Annotated in this window: 24 protein-coding genes; 9 read left to right on the top strand and 15 right to left on the bottom strand. The window is 35.3% G+C overall.

Going from position 1 to position 21,645, the window contains the following annotated elements; translation table 11 throughout:
* Nucleotides 1–428: 428 nt before the first annotated feature.
* From ehuB to ehuA, 4 genes are all read left to right on the top strand, one after another.
* Entirely contained in the window at nucleotides 429–1,307 is an 879-nt protein-coding gene (gene ehuB / locus ACFSTA_RS10465) for an ectoine/hydroxyectoine ABC transporter substrate-binding protein EhuB (protein WP_377556624.1), read from the top strand.
* 94 nt (nucleotides 1,308–1,401) lie between these two features.
* A complete protein-coding gene (gene ehuC / locus ACFSTA_RS10460; protein ID WP_377556623.1) occupies nucleotides 1,402–2,097 on the top strand; it encodes an ectoine/hydroxyectoine ABC transporter permease subunit EhuC in 696 nt (231 codons plus the stop codon).
* On the top strand, nucleotides 2,094–2,810 hold the full coding sequence (ehuD, locus tag ACFSTA_RS10455) for an ectoine/hydroxyectoine ABC transporter permease subunit EhuD (protein ID WP_377556621.1): 717 nt from the start codon (nucleotides 2,094–2,096) through the stop codon (nucleotides 2,808–2,810). The genes ehuC and ehuD overlap by 4 nt, the downstream gene beginning before the upstream one ends.
* A complete protein-coding gene (gene ehuA, locus ACFSTA_RS10450; RefSeq protein ID WP_377556620.1) occupies nucleotides 2,810–3,631 on the top strand; it encodes an ectoine/hydroxyectoine ABC transporter ATP-binding protein EhuA in 822 nt (273 codons plus the stop codon). Before ehuD ends, ehuA begins: the two co-directional genes overlap by 1 nt.
* Before the next feature lie 140 nt (nucleotides 3,632–3,771).
* Here ehuA and murB read toward each other — a convergent pair whose 3' ends face one another.
* The 7 genes from murB to ACFSTA_RS10415 form a co-directional block, all read right to left on the bottom strand.
* On the bottom strand, nucleotides 3,772–4,671 hold the full coding sequence (gene murB / locus ACFSTA_RS10445) for a UDP-N-acetylmuramate dehydrogenase (protein WP_377556657.1): 900 nt from the start codon (nucleotides 4,669–4,671) through the stop codon (nucleotides 3,772–3,774).
* A gap of 155 nt (nucleotides 4,672–4,826) precedes the next feature.
* On the bottom strand, nucleotides 4,827–5,240 hold the full coding sequence (locus ACFSTA_RS10440; protein WP_377556619.1) for a YbaN family protein: 414 nt from the start codon (nucleotides 5,238–5,240) through the stop codon (nucleotides 4,827–4,829).
* 178 nt (nucleotides 5,241–5,418) lie between these two features.
* The gene (locus ACFSTA_RS10435) at nucleotides 5,419–6,132 is read right to left on the bottom strand and encodes a SurA N-terminal domain-containing protein (protein ID WP_377556618.1); all 714 of its coding nucleotides are present in this window, start codon (nucleotides 6,130–6,132) and stop codon (nucleotides 5,419–5,421) included.
* A gap of 229 nt (nucleotides 6,133–6,361) precedes the next feature.
* On the bottom strand, nucleotides 6,362–7,303 hold the full coding sequence (locus tag ACFSTA_RS10430; protein WP_377556617.1) for a siderophore ABC transporter substrate-binding protein: 942 nt from the start codon (nucleotides 7,301–7,303) through the stop codon (nucleotides 6,362–6,364).
* A 350-nt stretch (nucleotides 7,304–7,653) separates the two neighbouring features.
* Entirely contained in the window at nucleotides 7,654–8,409 is a 756-nt protein-coding gene (locus tag ACFSTA_RS10425) for an iron ABC transporter ATP-binding protein (protein ID WP_377556616.1), read from the bottom strand.
* Nucleotides 8,403–9,353, bottom strand: a complete 951-nt coding sequence (locus ACFSTA_RS10420; protein WP_377556615.1) for an iron chelate uptake ABC transporter family permease subunit — start codon at nucleotides 9,351–9,353, stop codon at nucleotides 8,403–8,405. The genes ACFSTA_RS10425 and ACFSTA_RS10420 overlap by 7 nt, the downstream gene beginning before the upstream one ends.
* The gene (locus tag ACFSTA_RS10415) at nucleotides 9,343–10,296 is read right to left on the bottom strand and encodes an ABC transporter permease (RefSeq protein ID WP_377556614.1); all 954 of its coding nucleotides are present in this window, start codon (nucleotides 10,294–10,296) and stop codon (nucleotides 9,343–9,345) included. The genes ACFSTA_RS10420 and ACFSTA_RS10415 overlap by 11 nt, the downstream gene beginning before the upstream one ends.
* Nucleotides 10,297–10,595: 299 nt before the next feature.
* Between ACFSTA_RS10415 and ACFSTA_RS10410 the strand changes: the two genes are divergently transcribed.
* Nucleotides 10,596–10,949, top strand: a complete 354-nt coding sequence (locus ACFSTA_RS10410) for a hypothetical protein (protein ID WP_377556612.1) — start codon at nucleotides 10,596–10,598, stop codon at nucleotides 10,947–10,949.
* Between the two features lie 164 nt (nucleotides 10,950–11,113).
* Here ACFSTA_RS10410 and ACFSTA_RS10405 read toward each other — a convergent pair whose 3' ends face one another.
* From ACFSTA_RS10405 to ACFSTA_RS10385, 5 genes are all read right to left on the bottom strand, one after another.
* Nucleotides 11,114–11,836, bottom strand: coding sequence for a DsbA family oxidoreductase (locus ACFSTA_RS10405; protein ID WP_377556611.1), 723 nt, complete (start codon nucleotides 11,834–11,836; stop codon nucleotides 11,114–11,116).
* A 65-nt stretch (nucleotides 11,837–11,901) separates the two neighbouring features.
* Nucleotides 11,902–12,762: an MBL fold metallo-hydrolase gene (locus tag ACFSTA_RS10400; RefSeq protein ID WP_377556610.1), complete on the bottom strand. Its 861-nt coding sequence runs from the start codon at nucleotides 12,760–12,762 to the stop codon at nucleotides 11,902–11,904.
* 157 nt (nucleotides 12,763–12,919) lie between these two features.
* Nucleotides 12,920–13,972, bottom strand: coding sequence for a type 2 isopentenyl-diphosphate Delta-isomerase (gene fni / locus ACFSTA_RS10395; RefSeq protein WP_377556609.1), 1,053 nt, complete (start codon nucleotides 13,970–13,972; stop codon nucleotides 12,920–12,922).
* A 17-nt stretch (nucleotides 13,973–13,989) separates the two neighbouring features.
* Nucleotides 13,990–14,934 carry a DMT family transporter gene (locus ACFSTA_RS10390; RefSeq protein ID WP_377556608.1) on the bottom strand — a complete coding sequence of 315 codons (945 nt, stop codon included), beginning with the start codon at nucleotides 14,932–14,934 and terminating at the stop codon, nucleotides 13,990–13,992.
* 86 nt (nucleotides 14,935–15,020) lie between these two features.
* Nucleotides 15,021–15,560, bottom strand: a complete 540-nt coding sequence (locus ACFSTA_RS10385) for a hypothetical protein (RefSeq protein ID WP_377556606.1) — start codon at nucleotides 15,558–15,560, stop codon at nucleotides 15,021–15,023.
* A gap of 80 nt (nucleotides 15,561–15,640) precedes the next feature.
* On the opposite strand from ACFSTA_RS10385, the gene ACFSTA_RS10380 reads away from it, so the two are divergent.
* Entirely contained in the window at nucleotides 15,641–16,240 is a 600-nt protein-coding gene (locus ACFSTA_RS10380) for a TetR/AcrR family transcriptional regulator (RefSeq protein WP_377556605.1), read from the top strand.
* 15 nt (nucleotides 16,241–16,255) lie between these two features.
* A complete protein-coding gene (locus ACFSTA_RS10375) occupies nucleotides 16,256–16,801 on the top strand; it encodes an HD domain-containing protein (protein ID WP_377556604.1) in 546 nt (181 codons plus the stop codon).
* Nucleotides 16,802–16,836: 35 nt separating this feature from the next.
* Here ACFSTA_RS10375 and rsgA read toward each other — a convergent pair whose 3' ends face one another.
* Nucleotides 16,837–17,898, bottom strand: a complete 1,062-nt coding sequence (gene rsgA / locus ACFSTA_RS10370; protein ID WP_377556602.1) for a ribosome small subunit-dependent GTPase A — start codon at nucleotides 17,896–17,898, stop codon at nucleotides 16,837–16,839.
* 296 nt (nucleotides 17,899–18,194) lie between these two features.
* Between rsgA and ACFSTA_RS10365 the strand changes: the two genes are divergently transcribed.
* Together ACFSTA_RS10365 and ACFSTA_RS10360 are read left to right on the top strand one after the other, a co-directional pair.
* A complete protein-coding gene (locus ACFSTA_RS10365) occupies nucleotides 18,195–18,809 on the top strand; it encodes a hypothetical protein (protein WP_377556601.1) in 615 nt (204 codons plus the stop codon).
* 228 nt (nucleotides 18,810–19,037) lie between these two features.
* On the top strand, nucleotides 19,038–19,529 hold the full coding sequence (locus ACFSTA_RS10360; protein WP_377556600.1) for a nucleoside deaminase: 492 nt from the start codon (nucleotides 19,038–19,040) through the stop codon (nucleotides 19,527–19,529).
* A 77-nt stretch (nucleotides 19,530–19,606) separates the two neighbouring features.
* Here ACFSTA_RS10360 and ACFSTA_RS10355 read toward each other — a convergent pair whose 3' ends face one another.
* Together ACFSTA_RS10355 and ACFSTA_RS10350 are read right to left on the bottom strand one after the other, a co-directional pair.
* Entirely contained in the window at nucleotides 19,607–19,924 is a 318-nt protein-coding gene (locus ACFSTA_RS10355; RefSeq protein WP_377556599.1) for an RNHCP domain-containing protein, read from the bottom strand.
* An 846-nt stretch (nucleotides 19,925–20,770) separates the two neighbouring features.
* Nucleotides 20,771–21,595: an aldo/keto reductase gene (locus ACFSTA_RS10350; RefSeq protein ID WP_377556598.1), complete on the bottom strand. Its 825-nt coding sequence runs from the start codon at nucleotides 21,593–21,595 to the stop codon at nucleotides 20,771–20,773.
* Between the last annotated feature and the right edge of the window lie 50 nt (nucleotides 21,596–21,645).

The following is a 21,645-nucleotide window of genomic DNA, read 5'->3' as shown; positions in this document are numbered from 1 at the left end:
TTATATTGATATCGTACTTGTTTCCATTCTTAATGTCTAATATATAAGACAATGTTATTTGGCATATTTTGATGATTTAAAAGGATATTAAACTATGCTAGAGGATATTTCCGTAAAAATGAGAGATGTACAACTCATCCATTTATATGCAATTTAATTTAAAATTATCAAAATATACTGCGTTTGAACTCAATCCCGGATACCGCTAACATTAAAGTATAGCTGTTTGAAACATGATTTAAAGTCATGGAATGGAGTTCTTTGGATATGTTGTGGTGATTTATTCCTAGTAACTAAGTCACCACCTTTCAAATTGGGCAGCGTTATTTAGCGAACTGAAAGGTTTCAAACAGGGGTAAATACTTACTTTTAGTTAGTATTGGCATCTTAGCCAATGTATTAAAAAATATTAGGAGGTCATTTAGTTTATGAAGAAGTTATTATTAGCTTCCTTACTATTCTTCTCTTTCATTCTACTAGCTGCATGTGGGGATGACACTAGTGGTGATGGTGGAGATGATAGTTTACTAGCACAACTGCAAGAAGAGGGTAAGGTAACTATTGGTTTTGCGAATGAAGAACCTTATGCTTACGAAGAAGATGGCGAGCTTAAAGGGGCAGCTGTAGACATTGCAAAGGCTGTATTTGCAGAGCTCGGAGTTGATGAAATGGATTCTCAGCTCTCTGAATTCAGTCAGTTAATTTCCGGATTACAAGCGAAGCAATTCGATGTTATTACTGCAGGGATGGCAATTATGCCAGATCGTTGCGAGAACGTTACATTCGGTGAACCTGAAATGACATATGGTGAAGGTCTAATCGTACAAAAAGGTAACCCGCTTGGATTGGAAAGCTATAAAGATATTGCAGAAAACCCAGATGTTACGGTATCTGTTATGTCAGGAGCAATGGAAAATGATTATCTTCAAGATGAAGGCGTAGATCCAAGTCAAATTCAATCTGCTAATGATATTCCGGCAACATTTGCTGCTGTGGAATCCGGCCGTGCGGATGCAACTACTGGTACAGAAATGACAGTTAAAATGGCATTAGAATCTGCAGGAACGGACGCACTAGAGTTTGTGGAAACATTTGAACAGCCTGACGTGGAAGGTATTCCAAGCTATGGTGCAGCAGCATTCCATCCAGATGAACAAGAATTAGTAGATGCTTATAATGAAAAGCTTGCTGAACTTAAAGCAGATGGTACAGTTGCTGAACTACTAGAAGCGAATGGATTCAGTGGAGAAATGAATATGGTTCCAGATGATATTACAACAGAACAAATTTGTAACGGTGAAGTATAAGAAAAAACCATTATTGTCTACTTAGAGAACATATTACAATCAAGACTCCATAGGGTTATGCTCCCTCGCCCAGGGGGTCTAACCCTATTTTTTTATGAAAATATATCTATCTAAAGGAGTGATTACCATTAGTGCGATAGCAGACGTTTTTCCCGTCCTTATGCGCGGGATTGAAATAACTATTACTGTACTTATTTTATCTGCTATATTTGGGTATCTATTTGCATTTATTGCTGGATTATGTCGGCTTTCTACAAATCCCATTCTTCGGGGTTTTACAAGCTTTTATGTAGAAATTTTCCGTGGTACTTCATTAATTGTTCAATTATTTTGGTTATATTATGCTATTCCCATGTTATTTGGATTGGACTTAGATAATAATCTATTAGCTGGTATTTTAGCCATCTCCCTGAATTATGGTGCATATATGTCTGAGATAGTGCGAGGATCTATATTAGCTGTTTCGAAAGGGCAAACAGAAGCCGCAACTGCCCTTAATATGTCCCGGTTTCAGCGAATGCGACTTGTTATTTTTCCTCAAGCAGTTCGTATGATGCTTCCGGAATTCGGTAATTACCTCATTCAAATGCTTAAAGCAACATCACTCGTTTCCCTAATCGGAATGCAAGATATTTTATATCATGGAAATATCTTAAGAAGTTCTGATTTATCAGCAGCACCAACTGTTTATTTATTATTACTAGTCTTCTACTTTATTATGGCTTTACCACTAATTTTCTTAAACCGCAAAGCAGAGGACATATCGAAGAAAGGGGTGGCTAGCCAATGAATTGGAGATGGGATGTTTTCTTGGATGCCCTCCCGTATGTATTACAAGGTATTGGTGTAACGATTGGATTAACCTTTGCATGTTATCTATTTGCACTAATATTCGGTTTCGGTTGGACGTTTTTAAGACGAGTACCAATTAAGCCGATTAATTGGTTAATCACATGGATTATGGAGTTTATTCGCTCCACACCACCTCTTATACAATTATTTTTCATTTTCTATGCATGGCCAATGGTCCCAGTGATAGGTGTAACATTAGATCCATTCATTTGTGCGATATTAGGACTTGGAATTCATTTTAGTACGTACATCGGTGAAGTTTATCGATCAGGTATCGAAGGTGTAGAAAAAGGACAATGGGAAGCTTCAACAGCATTAAACTTCTCTACTACACAAAAATGGATAAAAGTTATATTGCCGCAAGCACTTCCACCGACTATTCCGATGCTAGGAAACTATTTAATCATTATGTTTAAAGAAGTTCCATTAACATCAACAATTGGTGTAGTAGGAATCTTGCATATGGCAGAGAGCTATGGATCAGTCAATTTTAGATTTTTAGAAGCTTATACAATTGTAGCGCTTATTTTCTTAGCATTGAGCTATCCTTCTGCTATACTAATTAATAAGCTTGAGAAGAAAATGAATCGTCGTTTTGATAAGAAAGCAGCACTTAACACGATGAATGAAAGTAAAGGAGCGGTGTCGTAATGTCAGAAACTACTATGACGAATGAACGTACAACCGAATCAATTAGTAATAATAATGATGCAATCGTAAGTTATAAAAATATAACCAAATCATTTGGTGAAGTAGAAGTACTAAAAGGCATTGATCTAGATATTAAACCAGCGGAAAAGGTTGCGCTTATCGGTCCAAGTGGCTCTGGTAAGACTACCATCATCCGTATGCTCATGACACTAGAACAGCCTACATCTGGTGAAATTATTGTCGATGGTAAAAACTTATGGCATATGGAGAAAAACGGTGAGCTTGTACCAGCAAACGAAAAACATTTGCGAGAAGTACGCGGAGACATCGGGATGGTATTCCAACACTTTAACTTATTTCCTCATATGACGATATTAGAAAATTGCATGACTGCACCAGTACATGTACAAAAAGAAGATAAAGCTAGCGCAAAAAAGCGTTCGATCGAAATGCTTGAAAAAGTTGGCCTTGGCGATAAGTTAGATAACTACCCTAGCCAATTATCTGGTGGACAAAAGCAACGTGTAGCCATGGCTCGAGCACTTGTTATGCGACCAAAAATCATGTTATTTGATGAGGTAACATCTGCTCTTGACCCAGAATTAGTTGGTGAAGTACTTGAGGTTATTCGTGACATCGCTAAAGAAGGCGAAATGGCGATGGTGCTTGTTACACACGAAATGGAGTTTGCCTTAGATATTGCTGATCGCGTTATTTTTCTCGATGATGGTGTTATTGCGGAACAAGGTAGACCTAGTGAAGTTCTAGAGCATTCCAATAACGAACGACTACAGCAATTTTTACACAGATTTAGATCTTAGATGATGGATGTAATAGTAAGATAAAGCATGGATGCCTTATTCGGCATCCATGCTTTTTTGTTGGAGGCAAGGTATACTCTGCATTAACTCTTACAGCAAAAAAGCTATGAACTCTACTGAGCCCATAGCTTTAACTATATTTATAAATCTTCACCAATAATCCTAACTTCTCGCTCCAACTGTACATCGAATTTTTCTTTCACCGTTGCTTGAACATGCCGAATTAAATCGATGTATTCAGTAGCTGTCGCTTCGTCTTTATTAACAATAAAACCGGCATGCTTTAATGAAACTTGTGCCCCACCGATTTGTTGTCCTTGTAAGCCACTATCTTGTATTAGCTTGCCAGCAAAATATCCTGGTGGTCGTTTGAACACACTTCCACATGATGGATATTCTAGCGGTTGTTTGGATTCACGTTTAAAGGTTAAATCATCCATTACTGCTTTAATTTCATCATATGCTCCTTCTCTTAACGAAAAAGTAGCTTCTAATACGATATATCCTTTATTTGGAATATTGCTGGAGCGATACTCCAAATCCAATTCATCTGCAGAAAGTGTAAGTAAGTTACCTTCAGGATCCACAACCGTTGTGCTTTCTAACACATCTTTAATTTCCCCTCCATAGGCTCCTGCATTCATGTACAACGCTCCACCTACAGAACCTGGAATTCCACAAGCAAATTCTAGACCAGTTAGTGTTTCTTCGAGAGCTGCTCTTGAGACGTCAATAATTCGCGCTCCACTTTGTGCAACAATCTTTGTTTCATTAATTTGAATGGAAGTTAATTTGTTTAAATTCATGACAATACCACGAATTCCTCCATCCTTAACGATTAAATTAGAACCGTTACCCAATAAGGTAAACCTAATATCTTCATTATTTGCAAGTTGAACAATTTCTTGTACTTGTTGATAAGTTTCTGGAGTAACAAGAAAGTCAGCCTTACCACCAAGACGAGTATACGTATGGTTTTTTAATGGTTCATCCACCATTACGTTATTTGGTGATATGATACTAACTAACTTTTCGTACATCTGATGATTTGCCACTTAAAATCATTCCTTTACAGTCCAAGTAAATATTTGACCATCTGTTCTATTGTAAGTCATATCGCCCATTCTTGTCACTAATTTAATAGGTTCCATTTCATTACATCAAATGGAACCTTTCAGGAAGTAATTCGCCTACTCTATTTATATGTTTGTTCTGCTAAAGGTTTACTTACCACATTTTTATCCCATGTCTTTTGTTTCAGAATAAACCTTGTAAAATAAACTGCAATAAGAATCAGTAATAATTTTAACCATAAGTACGTTAAAACAATCACAATCGTAAATAGCATGGAAACCCACAAGCACGTAACCCCTATAACTTTTGCCTTAAGTGGAATCCCTTTTCCTTCACGATAATTTCTAATGTATGGACCAAAATGTTTATTGGTAATTAACCAATGATATAAACGCTCTGAACTCCGAATATAACAGGCCGCAGCCAATAACAATAATGGAGTTGTCGGTATGAGGGGCAGAAATATGCCGACAATACCGACGAGTAAGGAGATTGAACCACTACTTATGAGAACGATCTTTTTAACATAATGCATCCCTATCACCGACTGTATAAGAGTTTATTGCTATTATTATACCAATAAATAAGGTACTATCTTTTCAATAGATCCGACATTTATTTGACAGTTTGCCTAAGTTACTACGACATTGAGCAAAGTCATCCATAACAAAAAACATCTCCCCTATTTGAAGGGAGATGTTTTTTGCGTTACATTAAATCAATGTTTCTATTTCTGCTTGTTCCTTTAATTCATCGATTTTTGCTTGAAGTAGCTCATTTTGTTTTTGCTTAGTCAAGTTTTGTTTTAAAACAGTCTTTGCTTCTTCAAACGACATAATATCTTCATTCTCTTCTTTTAGTTGATCATACGTATCTTTAATTTCTTCATCAGAAATCTCATCAACTTGTAATTCTTGTTCCATATATTTATTTAACATTAACGTAAAACCAATTTGATCTTTGAACTCATCTTCTGTTATTTGCACCTGTTCCAAGTAAGCTGAAAATTCATCTCCATTTTCTTCTTTGTATACATCTAGCTCATTTTGTACCTCTTCGTCTGTTACTTCTACACCTTTATCTTCCGCTTCTTGCTTAATTAATTCTTGAGCAATTAACTCATTAATTGTTTGTTCTTTTAACGCTTCTTGGTCACTTACATCCATCCCATAATTAGCCGCGTTTAGTTTTGTTTGTAAGTAAACCGGGTTATATTGATCACCTGTTACTTCGGTTCCGTTGATCGTAGCAACCACTTCATCTTCTGCCACTTTCTCGTCCTCTGTTACGTCAACCTCTTGTCCTGCTTGTTCATCTGTTTTCTGATCCTTACCTTCTGTCTCTTCTTCTGTATCTTTATCATCGCCACAAGCAACTAGAAATGTAGCTAGTCCAACTGCTAACATTAGCATGATTAACTTTTTCATTTGTTAGAACCTCATTTCTAAAATAGTGTATACCAATTCAAACATACTTTTGGGGTGCAAATCAAGTGATATTAAAATCGATAAGGACCTCCAACACGCTCACCATGGGGTTTTTAGCCTACATTAACAATTGCATAACAATTCAATCGTATTTTTCCTTACTTTTGCCACAAAAAAAGACAATCCTTCAATGAATTGTCTTTTTTTATAATAATTTATTTTTCAATAATTATTTTACTGTATCGTCTATTTCATTAATCATTTCTGCTACAGACGTTAGTCCACCACCTGATAAATACCAAAAATCTGGGTTTAAGTAGTGAATTTGGTCATTTTGATATGCTTTTGTATTTTCCATCAATGTATTCTCTACAATCTGTTGAGCTGAAGTTTCTCCACCAACTACAGCACTTCTGTCTACTACATACAGTAAGTCCGGATCTTCTTCTTTAACATATTCAAATGTTACGTTCATACCGTGTGTAGAAGCTTCAATTCCTTCATCAACAGCAGGAACTCCAAATACATCATGAATTAATCCAAATCTAGATTTTGGTCCATATGCACTAATCTTATCATCATTAGCTAGAATGATCAGTGCATTTTCACCAGAAGACGATGCTTTTTCGTTTAAGTTCGTAATTGCTTCTTCAATTGTAGTCAATTCTTCCTTGACCTCATCCTGTTTATCAAATATTTCTCCTACAATCTCCATATTTTCTTTAAAGGAATCCATGTATCTTGTTGTATCTACACCTAAATGTATCGTAGGCGCGATTTCTGTTAACTGATCGTACAATGTTGCTTGACGCCCAGATATGATAATAACATCTGGATCAATCTCTGATATTTTTTCAAAATCTGGTTCCTTTAAGCTACCAATGTTTTCATATTCATCACTTGAATACTTCTCTAAATATGCTGGAATCGTACCAGATTGAGCAACACCTGCTACTTCAACTCCTAATTTATCTAAAGTATCTAAAATACCAAAATCAAAAACAACAACTGTTTCTGGATTTTTAGGTACCTCTGTTTCATCAAGTTCATGTTTTACGGTAATCATTTCCTCTGAATCAGAATTTGTGCCTTCACTACCTGCAGCTGATCCACAAGCTGCTATTACGGTAAGTAATAAACCCATAATTAAAATGAATGATATTTTTTTCATATATGGCTAAACTCCTTTTTCTCATTTTTATATACCTTTAAAACTGTTGTATTCCTACTGGATTCAATAGAAGTAATACTCCATTTCCCCAAAAAATGTTACCATCGCTTTACTATAGATCCATCCCAACTTATTGAGCGCTCTAAATAGGTTGGGATTACGTATGAAGTAAAAACAAGCAATTCCATTTACCAAAAATGCCTTATAAGGTAAACTGTAAGTAAGTAGTGTTCCTTTATAATGTGTTTGGCACGTCTGCCACTCATTATAAGGGATTTTTTTATGGCAATTTTTTTGAGGATTTTGAAGTACTACCACTATTCAAACGTAAGACAACACTTAGTTCTTTATTAAAAGTAAACACATATTCGTTTATCATCGATATGTTGAATATCAATATCCATGTCATATATATCTTTTAGTACACATTGATCAATAACATCACAAGTACGTCCCTGTTTTACAATTTTCCCATCTTTTAATGCAACAATATGGTCGGAATAACATGATGCAAAATTGATATCATGAATTACGATAAGAATTGTCTTGCCTAATTCGTCTACTAATCTACGCAACGTTTTCATAATTTGAACGGAATGTCGCATATCCAAATTATTTAATGGTTCATCAAGTAAAATATATTCTGTGTCTTGTGCTAATACCATACCAATATGAGCTCTTTGTCGCTGTCCACCACTAAGTTCATCTAAATATTTATCCTGAATGTTTCCTAGCTCCATATAGTCAATAGATTCGTCTACTTTCTCCCAATCATCTTTTTTTAATTTCCCTTGTGAATAAGGAAAACGCCCAAAGGCTACTAACTCACGTACAGTTAGCTTTAAGTTAATCGAATTCGATTGCTTTAGAATAGAAATTTTCTTAGCTAGCTCATTATTCTTCGTCTGCATAATGTCTTGCCCATCAATTGTAATATCACCGTTATCCTTTGAAATCAGCCTACTAATCATTGAGATCAATGTACTTTTCCCAGCACCATTTGGACCTATAAATGAAGTGATCGTCCCTTTTTCAATAGTTAAGGAAACATCATCAATAACTTTTTTCTGGTTATACAATTTCAATACATTTTTAATATCTACCATGACTTATTCTCCTTTAACAAAAGATATATAAAGTACACGCCACCGACAAAATTAATAATCACGCTAATCGGTGTACTAAACGTAAATATTTTTTCTACAACAAATTGCCCACCAAGTAACGCAATGATGCTAATAAAAACGGAACCAAGAATAACATAGAAATGGCGGTACGTTTTCATTAATTCATAGGATAGATTGACAACAAGTAACCCAAGGAATGTTATTGGCCCAATTAATGCCGTCGATACAGATATAAGAATGGCTACAATTATCAATAACCGCTTAACGATGTAGTCATACGGTACACCCAAGTTGATTGCCTCATCTTTACCTAGAGCCATCACATCTAAATATTTATAGAACTGTATAAAATAAATCAAGGTCCCTAGTATGATAATGATAGAAATATAGACTAGATCTGTATTTACGTTATTGATGCTCGCAAACATACGGTCCTGCGCAATCATAAACTCATTCGGATCAATAAGTACTTGCATAAAGTCTGTAAAACTACCAAAAAATGTGCCTAAAATCATTCCTATTAAAAGTAGAAAATAAATATTTGTCTTCTCTCCCCGAAACAGAAACCGATATAACAGTAAAGAAAACAACACCATAATGCCTATGGATACTAAATAGTTCATATTACTATTCATCATGACCAGTGAATTAGCACCAAAAATGAAAATAATAAATGTTTGAACAAGTAAGTAAAGCGAGTCTAGCCCAAGTACACTAGGAGTTAATATTCGATTGTTCGTGATCGTCATAAAAATCGTTGTTGAAAATGCAATTGCACCGCCTGTTAGGATAATAGCGACGACTTTGATCACTCTTCTTGGCAAAATATAACCAATATTCCCTCGAAGGTCGTAAAATATGTAGAGCAATGCAATTATAATAGTAATTACAGCTAGAATGATCGTTTTTTTCTTATAGCCCATATTTCTTTCTCCTTAACAAGAGGTAGATAAATATACCACTACCTATCACTCCAACCGTTAAACTAATTGGTATTTCATAGGGATAAATGATAACCCTACCAATAATGTCACAAAATAACACAAAAATAGCTCCAAGCAATGCTGTATGTATAAGTGATTTTTTCAAATGATCTCCACGATATATCGTAACAATATTAGGAATAATTAAACCCAGAAAAGGAATTACTCCTACAGAAAGAACAACAGACGCTGTTACTAGTGCAACAATAATTAGTCCGAGATTCACTACTTGTCGATAATTCAAACCTAAGTTTTTAGAAAAATCCTCGCCCATTCCAGCGATTGTAAACTTGTTTGCATAGAGAAATGCCAATACTAGGATAGGAATACTAATGTACATCAGTTCATAATTCCCACTCATAATCATGGAGAAGTCACCTTGCATCCATGAAGACATGTTCTGGATCAAATCATTACGATAAGCAAAGAAAGTTGAAAGGGAGCTAATTATATTCCCAAACAAGAGACCTACTAATGGGATGAAAATTGCATCTTTAAATTTTATTTTCTCTAAGATCTTCATAAAAATGAAAGTACCTATAAGTGCAAATGCAAAAGATACAAACATTTTTTGTATAGGGCTAGCTGCAGTAAAAATCATTAAGGAAACTAAAACACCTAATCTGGCAGAATCCAATGTACCAGCTGTGGTAGGAGAAACAAATTTATTTCTACTAAGCTGTTGCATAATTAATCCACATATACTCATGCTCATCCCAGCTATCAATATACTTACCAATCTTGGTAATCTACTTACTAATAAAACTTGTGCTTCGTCTTCTGACAAACGAAAAAGATCTAATGGTGATACATTGGAAACACCAATAAATACCGAAGCAAATGATAATATGATTATTACTAAAATCAAGTACCGTATCTTCATAATAATTCCTCGATTACAATATATATTAATTATCACCTTTCACAAATTGAATAAGAATGATATTCATTATCAATTAGGTGATCTATGTTGAGTATAGCACATCTGAGATATCCGTCAACATTAACTTGGTATCATTTTTCTACAAATTTTTGAATAAAAGAAACTACCTATTTTGTGAAGAAATTGAAAGAAAGTCAATTTATTAAAGAAGAGTCATTACGAAAAGAAATGATATTATCATAAAAAAGTGCATAACTTAAAGAGGTTTTTCACTTGAAATAAGGAGGTTATCTTAAAATATGAAAAAAGTGGGTCCATTTTTATTTATGTGTTTAATTATATTTTCAATAGTAGCATGTTCCAGTGAAGAAAATAATTTCAGAAAACAATATCCGGATCTTTTACCAAGTAATCATAATAACTATTCTATTTTAGCTGTTGAAGAAAAGATAACATCTGATTTGTTAAAAAAACATAATATAAAACGCGTGAGCCCTATTATGTACTATTCTTCAATAGAGCATATTAAAAATGAACTCCCAGAGTTACAACTTGAAGAATCCCCAGTTTTTGTACTCTTTGATGAGAATGGTGTTGTATCAAAATTTCATAGTATTGAGGATTTAATTGAGTTTTTAAAAGCTAATAATTAGAGCAAAGAAAACTAAACGAAATGCCACTAGGACGTCCGTCGGATCTGGACGCGGCTGTTCCTTCCAAGAAGTATCCCAGGTATTAAATTTTATAATTACCTAGATCATAAGAAAAAAGACTTGTTGAGAATTCATTTTCTCAATAAGCCTTCGTTATACATTTATTATTTATCCTCTTCCACACAACCATCATCAGTACAATATGTTGTTTTGGAGGTTTTTGGGTTTAATGACTGCAGTATCGGTTTTTCTTTCTCTTCCTCCCAGACTTTTTCAAGTACTTCTGAAAAAACTTCTGGTGGTTGAGCTCCTGATACAGCGTATTTTTCATTGAAAACAAAGAATGGAACACCTTGAACACCTATTTGTGTTGCAGTTTCTTCATCATTTCTGACATGATTAGCATATTTATCCGTTTCTAAAACTTCCAAAACAGGCTCTTTTTCCAATCCTACCTCTTCAGCTAGATCAGCCAAGGTAGTCCTGTCACTAATTAATTTTGACTCGGTAAAATATGCATATAACAGTTTTTCTGTCATTTCTTTTCCTTTACCTTGCTTTGCAGCGTATTTCGCTAGCCGATGGGCATCAAAGGTGTTCGTATGCTGCATGGTTTCAAAGTGGTATGTTAAACCTACTTCAGCAGCTTGTTCACCTACATTCTCATTCATACTCCTAGCTTTTTCTACACTAATGTTATATTTTCCAGCTAAGAGCTCATGAATGCTCTTCCCGGGATTTTTTTCTGCATGTGGATCAAGTTCATAACTCTTATATTCAACTAACACATTATCTTTATTATCGAATTTTTCTAATGCCAATTCTAATCTGCGTTTACCAATATAGCAAAATGGGCAGACAAAATCCGACCATACTTCTATCTTCATTTTTGCACCTCGCTTTGACATTATTTTAGCATAATGGCGCATCTGATAGTACTATTCTGCTTATTTTAATGCGTAGGATCCTCACCATTAACATATCGTCCGTAATCCGGCACTGCAACCTGATCAAACGTTTGATTAAGGTTCTGCAGTCCTTCTTTTAGCTCCTGCCCTCCCATCGCTTGCCCATGTCCCGGTATTACCGTATTCGGGTTGAGTGAGGTTAATTTTTCTACGGATGTTTTAGCTGCTTTCCAATCCGTAGTTAAATATCTCGGTGGACCGTTAACCTCTGGTTGTTGTGTTAACACCTTATAAAATGAATCCTGGCGAACGGTAATTAAAGCATCTCCCGATATTAGTAGGGAATCGGTTTCTCTAAATAGTGATACATGTCCTGGTGAATGCCCCGGTGTATGGATAATCTTCCATTCCGGCAAGCCAGGTATATGATCTGTTGGTAATGGCTTTACATACTTACCAATATCAATTGATTCATTTGGGTACATTGCCGAAATCTTAGCTAACATTCCCCCTTCTACTGTTACATCTGGTTCAGGATAGCTCTTTTCACCAGTTAAGTATGGAAATTCAAGTTCATGGGCATACACAGGAACCTTCCATTCCTCGATTAAATCCGTAATCGTACCCACATGATCAAAATGACCATGGGTTAATATGATTGCTTCTGGCTTACTCGATTCACCAAACCTATTAGCAATTACTCTCTTGATTTCCTCGGTAGAACCAGGCATTCCAGCATCAATTAAATACCACTTCTCTTCTGTCGGATTTCCAATAAAAATGATATTGACGATTTGATCGGTATAATAATACACATCTGCTGCTACCTCTTGTCCTGTTCTACTTGCAATAGATGTCATGGGAATGAACTTATGATCTTCGCTTTTGTGTATTTCTTTGTCCATCATTTATCACCTACTTTTTCTTTAGTATTTGATGGATAGCTTAAATTAAACAAAATAAACAGCTGTTTTCTATAATATTGCTTTTCGAGTTGCTTCGGAGTTAAATAAATTAGCTATATAAAACGAACCAAATAAAAAGAGTTAAAGCAACAAAGCTCTAACTCTCTAGTAATGATCTTCCCATTATTTCCACGCGATTTGTATTTTTTAATTCACTTAAATTTTTGGCCCCAATTCCGAACATCGTTATTTTTAATTCAAATTCAATCTGTTCCATTACTTCCATAACTTTTTCTGCTGATTCTGTCGCAGCCTGTAATAAAGATCTAGCAAACCCAATTACATCTGCCCCTATTGTTATTGCCTTAGCTGCATCGAGTCCCGTTTTCATTCCTCCACTTGCAACAATTGGCACTTCTCCTAAGCTGTTTCTAACAGATACGATACAATCCTTCGTAGGTATCCCCCAATTATTAAATGCTTCTGCAGCGGCTTTTCGGAGCGGATCTTTAGACCTTAACTTCTCAACTTGACTCCAAGACGTACCCCCAGCTCCAGCTACATCAATATAGGATACACCTGCATCATATAACTTTCTTGCGACAGTACCGTCAATTCCAAATCCAACTTCTTTAACACCAACAGGAACATTTAGCTTCGTACAAACTTCCTCAATTTTTGGAAGTAGGCTATCGAAATTTAAATCTCCTTCATCCTGGATTATTTCCTGTAGACTATTTAGATGGAGGTATAGGGAATCTGATTCCGTTAAATCCACAAGCTTTTGAGCCTCTTCCGCTCCATAACCATAGTTCAACTGAACAGCACCTAAATTAGCGATGAGTGGTACAGTTGGAGCATGTTTTCGTACTAAAAATGAATCTTGATGTTTATCCCCTTCTAAAATGGCCCGTGTGGAACCAAGCGCAACCGCCCATCCTCTTTGTTCGGCAGCGATGGCTAGATTTTGATTTATTTGTGCCGCTAATTCCGAACCACCTGTCATAGAACTCACCAAAAATGGTGCCTGTAGCTTTTTATTTAAAAAATGAGTTTCCAAATTTATATCATGAAAATTGATCTCTGGTAACGCATTATGTACAAAGGAGATACCTTCAAGCCCAGTTGATTTATCCACACCTTCTACATTGTCTGTCAGGCAAAGTCTAATATGCTCTGTTTTTCGTTTATTAATCCCTTCTTCTGCCATATTTACACTCCTATCAACTATTTATTTACAGCGATCTTCTCGTGGTATTTTTTGTGACGTTTACTTCTTAGATACTGATGAAATGTTACAAAATAAACACCTGTTATTACCATTATCATACCAATAATTTGATTAAAAGTAATGGGAGAACCATATAACACGACGGCAAGCCATGCCGTATTAATTGGCACTAAGTTCATATATATGCTTGACTTACTTGCCCCAATTTTTTTCACACCATTATTCCACAAAATAAAACCAATAACAGATGAACAAATGATCATAAATAACATTTCTACCCATGCTTGTTGAGACATGTATGTCACATTATCCCAGCCTTTTTCAAAAAGAGAACCAATACCTAACAAAAAACCGCCAATTAATGTGGTCATTGTTGTTGTGACCAGTGGTGTAACATCTCGCATAACAATTTTGCCAAGTAAACCATGTGTAACCCAGCAAACTAAGGCACCAATAAACAAAAGGTCACCACCATTAAATTGTAATTGGAGTAATGTTAGTAACGAACCTTTAGATATAACGACAATAACACCTACTAAAGATAAAACCAAACCAAGCCCCAATTGCTTATTCCAAGACTCTTTTAAAAACAAAACCGCCCCAAGTGTAACAAAAACTGGCGTCGTAGCAACAATTAACGAACCATTAATCGCTGAAGTAATGTCCAACGCAATAAAAAAGAATGCATTATATCCAAAAATACCTGTAATTGCCATCCCTACAATTGGAAGCCACTGTTTCTTAATCGCTTGAAAATCAATCTTGTTCTGAATAACTAGAAAAGCGAGAAGTAATATTCCAGCAGATCCAAATCGTAGTGTAGCTGCAGTAATTGGAGGTAGCTCTGTAATGACATGCTCAGCTGCCACAAAAGCGCCACCCCAAAATAATGGAACGAGTAATAGCCAAAAGTAAATGGCAACCGACTGATTATTTTTCATTAAAATCCTTCTTTCAGCTTCACTTTATAATCAGTGTACTTGTTTCAACTTTCCAAGGAAAGAAATTGAACTAAAAAGCACGCAACTCATTCATTGCGTGCCTTCTTTGGAAAGATAGTATAACTAAAACTAATTCCAAAATCGATAACCAATACAAGTGACCACAATTGTAACATGCGTTGTAATACTTCTGTTTGGCTTGAATTATTGATAAATAATATGATTCCTATTAAAACGGTACCACCAATGATCCACGATAGTAAATGACGATACCAGCCCTCCCGTTCTTGTTTAGCGTACGCTTTCCCATACTTTTTTCTTTTATCTGGTTTTTCACCATCAGAAAACCGATACGAAAACTGTTCATCTGCCCACTTGATCATACGATGACCAAAAGCAACACTTACCCCAATATAAATTGCAGCTATTCCATGTACGGTAGTAGCTACTGCCCCATCTTTCAAATCCACTACCGTTGCAACGAGTAGTAATACATCGACAAGTGGCGTACAAATTAATAAAATGGCCCCAAGTTTATTTTTTTGAAAAATATATCTGGCAACTAGTCCTGCAAGAACAAATACCCAAAAACCTATTTCACAAGCAATGATTAACCAGCCTATCATTATTATCCCCCTTTTTTAATACAACCGTATTAAATAATACCAAACTTATTTTATTAATACAAGTGTGTTAAAATAACAATATGCCTAAAATAGTTGATCATAAGAAACGAAAAATTCAAATTGCAGAAGCGACATGGAAGGTTATAATAGAGGATGGTCTTGAACAAGCTACAGTTCGGAAAATAGCTAAAACGGCCGGACTGTCCGTAGGGTCCTTGCGTCATTATTTTTCAACACAATCAGAGCTATTATTATATTCAATGGAATTAGTTTCCGAGCGTGTGAAACAACGAACACATAATAAAAGCTACGATGGTCCACCTTTAGAAAAGTTAGCCGATGCTCTCGGTGAATTATTACCAATTGATGAGGATAGACGAATTGAAATGGAGGTGTGGTTTGTTTTTTCCGCAAAAACACTCGTCGATTCCAAACTCGAACCTTTAAGTGAAAAAGTGTACAACGAAATGCACCAAGGAATAGGTAATGTCGTTCAAACTCTACAGATACTTAACCTCGCAAAAGACGACTTAGACTTAGAGGTAGAAGTTGATCGATTACATGCATTATTGGATGGACTAGCCCTACATCATCTACTACATCCTAAAACCTTCACAAAAGATAAAATGATCCATACATTAAAATACCATCTACATTCACTCTGTAAATCGGAGTCTTGAGAGGAGTAAAATAAAGTGAAAGATGATGCAAAGGCATTTGCAGAAAAAGCACATGAGGGGCAGAAACGAAAAAATTCCGATGCCCCATATATTACCCATCCTATACGTGTAGCAGAACGCTTAGAGCAAGCAGGCTGTTCAGAAGAACTCGTTTGTGCGGGTTATCTGCATGATGTAGTCGAGGATACTGTCTATGAAATAGAGGACATTGAAGAGAAATTCGGAACTACAGTGGCTGAACTAGTTGCTGCCCATACGGAAGATAAATCTAAATCCTGGCAAGAACGGAAACAACATACAATCGAAACAATTAAAACAGCTAAAAAAGAGGTGAAATACTTAATCGTTGCGGATAAATTAGATAATTTACTCGGATTAGAAAAAGACCTCAAAGAACAAGGGGATGTTGTTTGGGAAAAATTTAATGCAGGTATGGATAAACAAGCATGGTACAACCGCTCTATTGCTGAGAACATGTATCAGGGTTTAAAGAAATCAGAAGCACCTAGTTACTTCATGGCGTATGAGGAAGCAGTAAAGCGTGTATTTCCAAACATATAAAAATCTCCCCCTATATGGAGGAGATTTTTATATTATCACCGCTGTTTTTCAAAGTTATATTTTTCTTGTCGCGATTTCTTTGCCTTTTTCCATTTGTTTTTTTCTTCTAGTTGTAACTTCTTATCTTGCTTTCTTTTTTCAAATGCAATTTCACGTTTAAGTTTTAAAAAACTTTGATAACGATCCCTAGATAATTCACCTTGCTCTAAGGCTTCTTGAATGCGACAACCTGGCTCTGAATCATGTTGGCAGTCATTAAATCGGCATGCTTCTTCTAACACTTCTATATCTTGGAAGGTGGCTTCCATTGCGGATTCACCATCCCATAATTGCAATTCCCTCATTCCTGGAGTATCAATTAACATAGCTCCATTAGGAAGTACAAACATTTCACGATGTGTTGTTGTGTGACGTCCTTTACTATCATCTTCACGAATATCATTAGTCACTTGGACTTCTTTACCTAACAACGTGTTTACTAAAGTGGATTTACCTACCCCAGAAGAACCTAGTAACGCTGCTGTTTTTTTCGGTTCTAAATAGTGATGGAATTCATCAATACCTTCTTGCGTTACATTACTCAACATAATAATCGGAACTCCAAGAGCAACTTCCCCTACCTGTGACAAAGCATCGGCTGCTTCATCTGGTGAACAAGAATCTTTTTTTGTTAACAAAATAACAGGTGATGCTCCACTCTCATATGCCAGTAATATATATCGCTCTATCCTTCGCAAATTTAAATCTTGATTAATGGAATTCACTATAAAAACGGTATCGATATTCGTAGCAACAACTTGAGCATCTGACCTTAATCCAGCAACTTGACGAACAAACTGACTTTTTCTTGGCAGTATCCGCTTTATAACTGCCTTTTGCTCATCTACTGATTTGTGAACCTCGACCCAGTCTCCAACAGCTGGATAATCTAATGAGCTTTCCGCTTCATTAATAAACTTTCCACTTAAATGCCCAAAATAATCCATTGTTCCATCGGATATCCGATAACTATTTTTTTGTACGGTAATTACACGTGCTATAACATCTTCATCAACTTGGTCGGATGGCACCCAACCAAGATTTTCTAGTTTACTCAATACTATTTTCCTCCTTGAATGTTGGAGGAAAGTCTATTTAAACCGACAGTTCCTCCATTTTGATTCCTACAGTTTTATTTACATTTAATACGTTAATTACTGTCATAAAACATCACTTCCTTTCAAATGGATGAAACCTTATTTCTTTCTTCTACCCTATAGTATTATAAAAATTCCAAAAAGGAAACACTTTCCGATGATTTTTAGGTAATTATTCCTATTTTTTCCATAAAGGATACAAAAATATTAAAAATAACTTATGATAAAAGTATATTAATTTATGAGGAGGAAAACGGATGGATACGAACAAGAGTGGAGTAGTAGAACATGCAAATTCTCAAAAAAAGGAAGAAGGAGGTGAAAAAAACACACCTGATATTACTTACATAGATTTTTTAATACAATCCATAAAAAAAACGGACAGCGTCTTATCACCTGAATCAAAAGGGTATCATACATATGGTCTGATTAATATAGTAGTCTTTAGTGTATTGGTGATGATAAATTCACTTGTTGGAAGACTAATATTAGTTAACCGTTATGACTGGGATTTTGGAAGTATATTTAATTATTTAAGTAGAGGGATTTCCTATCTTATTGCAATTGCTATTTTATTGGCAGCTTTTAAACACTTTGCTAATAAACAAGGAAACCATTACGATCTTAATTTCTTTATGGAAAAATTAGGTGCAATGTTGGTTGTACCAAGCATATTGATTATATGTTCTATTCCTCTTGAGATTATTGATATTACAATACATTCATGGATTAGTTCCTTAGCGTTTACATTTTTATATCTTTCCGTATTTATGATATCTTATTTATTTGTTGCGCGAAATAATCTGCAAACAGCCAGTCTGTTTATAATTGGGTTCTACCTCGGTTACAGACTTATTTACTATATTTTTTAATCATAGTTGATAAGATTTTCCCGATTATCCATCGGGTTTGTGAATTGCAAAATGGAGAAACGACTCGCAATTGATTCGTATCTCCATTTTTAGTTTATCAGATTTTCTTGATTGAAATAACCTAATGTCCGTTGGTGCCCTCCCAGAAAGCACTCCGAAGCCCTTATTGTTAGCAAATAGTGAATATGAGATAATAATTCTACTATTCAAAATTATAGGGGGGGCAACATGTTAAAGAACTTCGACACACTTGACCATCAAACATTTATGAAAGAAGCATTGATAGAAGCTGAAAAAGCAGGAATTCGCGGAGATCGGCCAATCGGATCGGTCATTATACATAATGGTGTAATAATTGCTCGAGGAGCCAATAGTATTGAAACAGCCGATAGTAATGTCGCACACGCTGAAATTAATACAATAAACAAAAACGCGTCCTATTTACGGAAACATGCAAGAGAATGCATCATTTATTCAACAGTTGAACCATGTGTGATGTGTTTATCTACCATCGTAATGGCAAACATTCGAAATATTGTATTTGCGGTTGAGGATAAATATATGGATATGGAACCTTTCATTGCATCAAATCCATACATAAAACAACGCGTTCATAACTATGTTGGTGGTGTATTAGAAGATGAATCGATCGATATCTTAAAAAGATATTCACCAGAAGCAGCAGAAGTTGTTTTGCATGGCCAAAGAAATAGTAAATAACATTAAAAGTGTAGAGATTAATTACCCTCTACACTTTTTTTGTGTGTTATTAAAATTTGGGCAACATGCTTAAGGTATTATAAACTTATATTACTGTTCATAAAAGAAAATAAATTATCTTCTTGCTCTGTATCTACTGCAACAATATTTCTACGAATCTTGCCACATGAAATACATTTATGCACAATTTGATATCCTTTTTTTGTGTGATAAACTACCTCAATTGGTTCCATGAGACCTTTACAAATACTTGACCGGTCGCCTGGTATTTCATCAAGGTGTTTGGAGTAGAGACATTGTGGACAATGATTACGAAAACTACCATTAGTAAGTGGTTTTACCAATAAACCACATTGCTCACATTGAAATGCATTATTTAATCTTTTTTTACTCAAGATATTACCTCCTAGATTTTCAATAAAATCTATGGAGGCAGGGTTCCGTTACTTTTCCTTACTAGTAAACTTGGCTTTTACCAAGAATTTATGGCAAATGCCTCAGTTCACTTACGCAGGATAGAAAAGTTTATCTCTCTATCTGCCGATGTAAGTCTCAGGCTTTACGAAACTAGTGACAAATTCACCGCCTTCCTTTAGGGATAGCGATTACTTCTAATTCCTGCTTCAATACAACCTATTTCATTTGTATATCCGAACCTCTACTGGTTTTCGTTTTTGTACCAGTCACTGTAAGACGGATGTTAATCCACCTTCCACTAGTAAGTGTATGTTTCGTATCACTGACGTTGGCAATCGTCCCCTAATCTTGAGTTAGTGTAAAATGGATTATTACAACCATCTCCTTAAATATTCTTTCTCGCATGTTGCCCAATACTTATATAGTATCATGATCATGTTAGTCCGTATTCAAAAAAGGCTGGGGCATAACTAAAACCATCGACTCTACTATAGAAAATTTACAATGCTACTTTTTTCAACGGTTAGACCTTAATTCGTCGTTGATGGAAAATTCGTATTAACTGCAATGTGACCATTAGTTATTTACTCTTCACCATTTGAGCTTTCATTACTGCTATGAACGACCGAAGGGAACTTTATTCTGAAGCGCCCCATCTTTTAAGTTAATTCGCATTCCATATATGATTAGCAACAAAGTACGAAAATAACCCAAAAGAAAAATCCAAACTAATTCGAATTCTAATTAAAGAATTGAATCATAGTTTGAATTTTTATTTGACCAAAACACTTTTGTTCCAGCCTCTTATCTATCACATATTATTTTTATCGTACATTCATTTCATTAGGTTCAGGACCTTTTCGCTGATTACGGTTTAGTTTAGCCATTTCTTCCATATCTTCCATCGTTAACTCAAAATCAAACACCTGGAAGTTTTCTTCGATACGTGCAGGTGTAACAGATTTAGGAATAACTATATTCTCATACTGTAAATGCCAACGAAGAATAACTTGTGCAGGAGTTTTGCTATGTTTCTCGGCAATCCCTTTTACTACTTCATTATTTAATACATCGCCACCCTGCATAAGTGGACTCCAAGCTTCTAAGTAAATGTTATGTTCTTTACAGAATGATTTTAATTCAGGTTGTTGTAAGTACGGATGACATTCCACCTGATTTACTGCTGGTACAATATCACATTCATCTAATAATCGTTGCAGATGCTCGATATTAAAGTTACAAACGCCAATCGCTTTCACACGTCCATCATTGTATAACTTTTCTAGCGCTTTATAAGTTTCCACATATTCATCAAATTCTGGTGTTGGCCAATGAATTAAATATAAATCTACGTAGTCCAAACCAAGTCTTTCTAAACTTTCATCGAATGCCTTTAATGTATTTTCATACCCCTGATCACTATTCCATAATTTGGTTGTAATGAATAATTCTTCACGAGGCACATTTGATGCAGCTAAAGCCCTACCAACTCCAGCCTCATTTTTATATATTTTTGCTGTATCTATGGAGCGGTACCCAACTTCTAATGCTTTTGCTACTGAAGGAGTTGCTTCGTTATCAGGAACTTGCCACACACCAAATCCAAGTTGTGGCATCTCTATACCATTATTTAAAGTTATATATTGCAAAGTCATCCTTCCTTTCCAATTTGAAGTGGATACAGTTTATCATAATACCC

Origin of the sequence: Ornithinibacillus salinisoli (genome assembly GCF_042684965.1) — a bacterium.
GTDB classification, from domain to species: domain Bacteria; phylum Bacillota; class Bacilli; order Bacillales; family Amphibacillaceae; genus Ornithinibacillus; species Ornithinibacillus salinisoli.
Note: the sequence above shows the minus strand (reverse complement) of the source record. Positions and strands in the feature narration are given on the sequence as shown.

Bases quoted from the DNA above. Each gene is read 5' to 3' on its own strand.
- ehuB (WP_377556624.1), top strand. From the start codon at position 429: ATGAAGAAGTTATTATTAGCTTCCTTACTATTCTTCTCTTTCATTCTA.
- ehuC (WP_377556623.1), top strand. From the start codon at position 1,402: ATGAAAATATATCTATCTAAAGGAGTGATTACCATTAGTGCGATAGCA.
- ehuD (WP_377556621.1), top strand. From the start codon at position 2,094: ATGAATTGGAGATGGGATGTTTTCTTGGATGCCCTCCCGTATGTATTA.
- ehuA (WP_377556620.1), top strand. From the start codon at position 2,810: ATGTCAGAAACTACTATGACGAATGAACGTACAACCGAATCAATTAGT.
- murB (WP_377556657.1), bottom strand. From the start codon at position 4,671: ATGTACGAAAAGTTAGTTAGTATCATATCACCAAATAACGTAATGGTG.
- ACFSTA_RS10440 (WP_377556619.1), bottom strand. From the start codon at position 5,240: ATGCATTATGTTAAAAAGATCGTTCTCATAAGTAGTGGTTCAATCTCC.
- ACFSTA_RS10435 (WP_377556618.1), bottom strand. From the start codon at position 6,132: ATGAAAAAGTTAATCATGCTAATGTTAGCAGTTGGACTAGCTACATTT.
- ACFSTA_RS10430 (WP_377556617.1), bottom strand. From the start codon at position 7,303: ATGAAAAAAATATCATTCATTTTAATTATGGGTTTATTACTTACCGTA.
- ACFSTA_RS10425 (WP_377556616.1), bottom strand. From the start codon at position 8,409: ATGGTAGATATTAAAAATGTATTGAAATTGTATAACCAGAAAAAAGTT.
- ACFSTA_RS10420 (WP_377556615.1), bottom strand. From the start codon at position 9,353: ATGGGCTATAAGAAAAAAACGATCATTCTAGCTGTAATTACTATTATA.
- ACFSTA_RS10415 (WP_377556614.1), bottom strand. From the start codon at position 10,296: ATGAAGATACGGTACTTGATTTTAGTAATAATCATATTATCATTTGCT.
- ACFSTA_RS10410 (WP_377556612.1), top strand. From the start codon at position 10,596: ATGAAAAAAGTGGGTCCATTTTTATTTATGTGTTTAATTATATTTTCA.
- ACFSTA_RS10405 (WP_377556611.1), bottom strand. From the start codon at position 11,836: ATGAAGATAGAAGTATGGTCGGATTTTGTCTGCCCATTTTGCTATATT.
- ACFSTA_RS10400 (WP_377556610.1), bottom strand. From the start codon at position 12,762: ATGGACAAAGAAATACACAAAAGCGAAGATCATAAGTTCATTCCCATG.
- fni (WP_377556609.1), bottom strand. From the start codon at position 13,972: ATGGCAGAAGAAGGGATTAATAAACGAAAAACAGAGCATATTAGACTT.
- ACFSTA_RS10390 (WP_377556608.1), bottom strand. From the start codon at position 14,934: ATGAAAAATAATCAGTCGGTTGCCATTTACTTTTGGCTATTACTCGTT.
- ACFSTA_RS10385 (WP_377556606.1), bottom strand. From the start codon at position 15,560: ATGATAGGCTGGTTAATCATTGCTTGTGAAATAGGTTTTTGGGTATTT.
- ACFSTA_RS10380 (WP_377556605.1), top strand. From the start codon at position 15,641: ATGCCTAAAATAGTTGATCATAAGAAACGAAAAATTCAAATTGCAGAA.
- ACFSTA_RS10365 (WP_377556601.1), top strand. From the start codon at position 18,195: ATGGATACGAACAAGAGTGGAGTAGTAGAACATGCAAATTCTCAAAAA.
- ACFSTA_RS10360 (WP_377556600.1), top strand. From the start codon at position 19,038: ATGTTAAAGAACTTCGACACACTTGACCATCAAACATTTATGAAAGAA.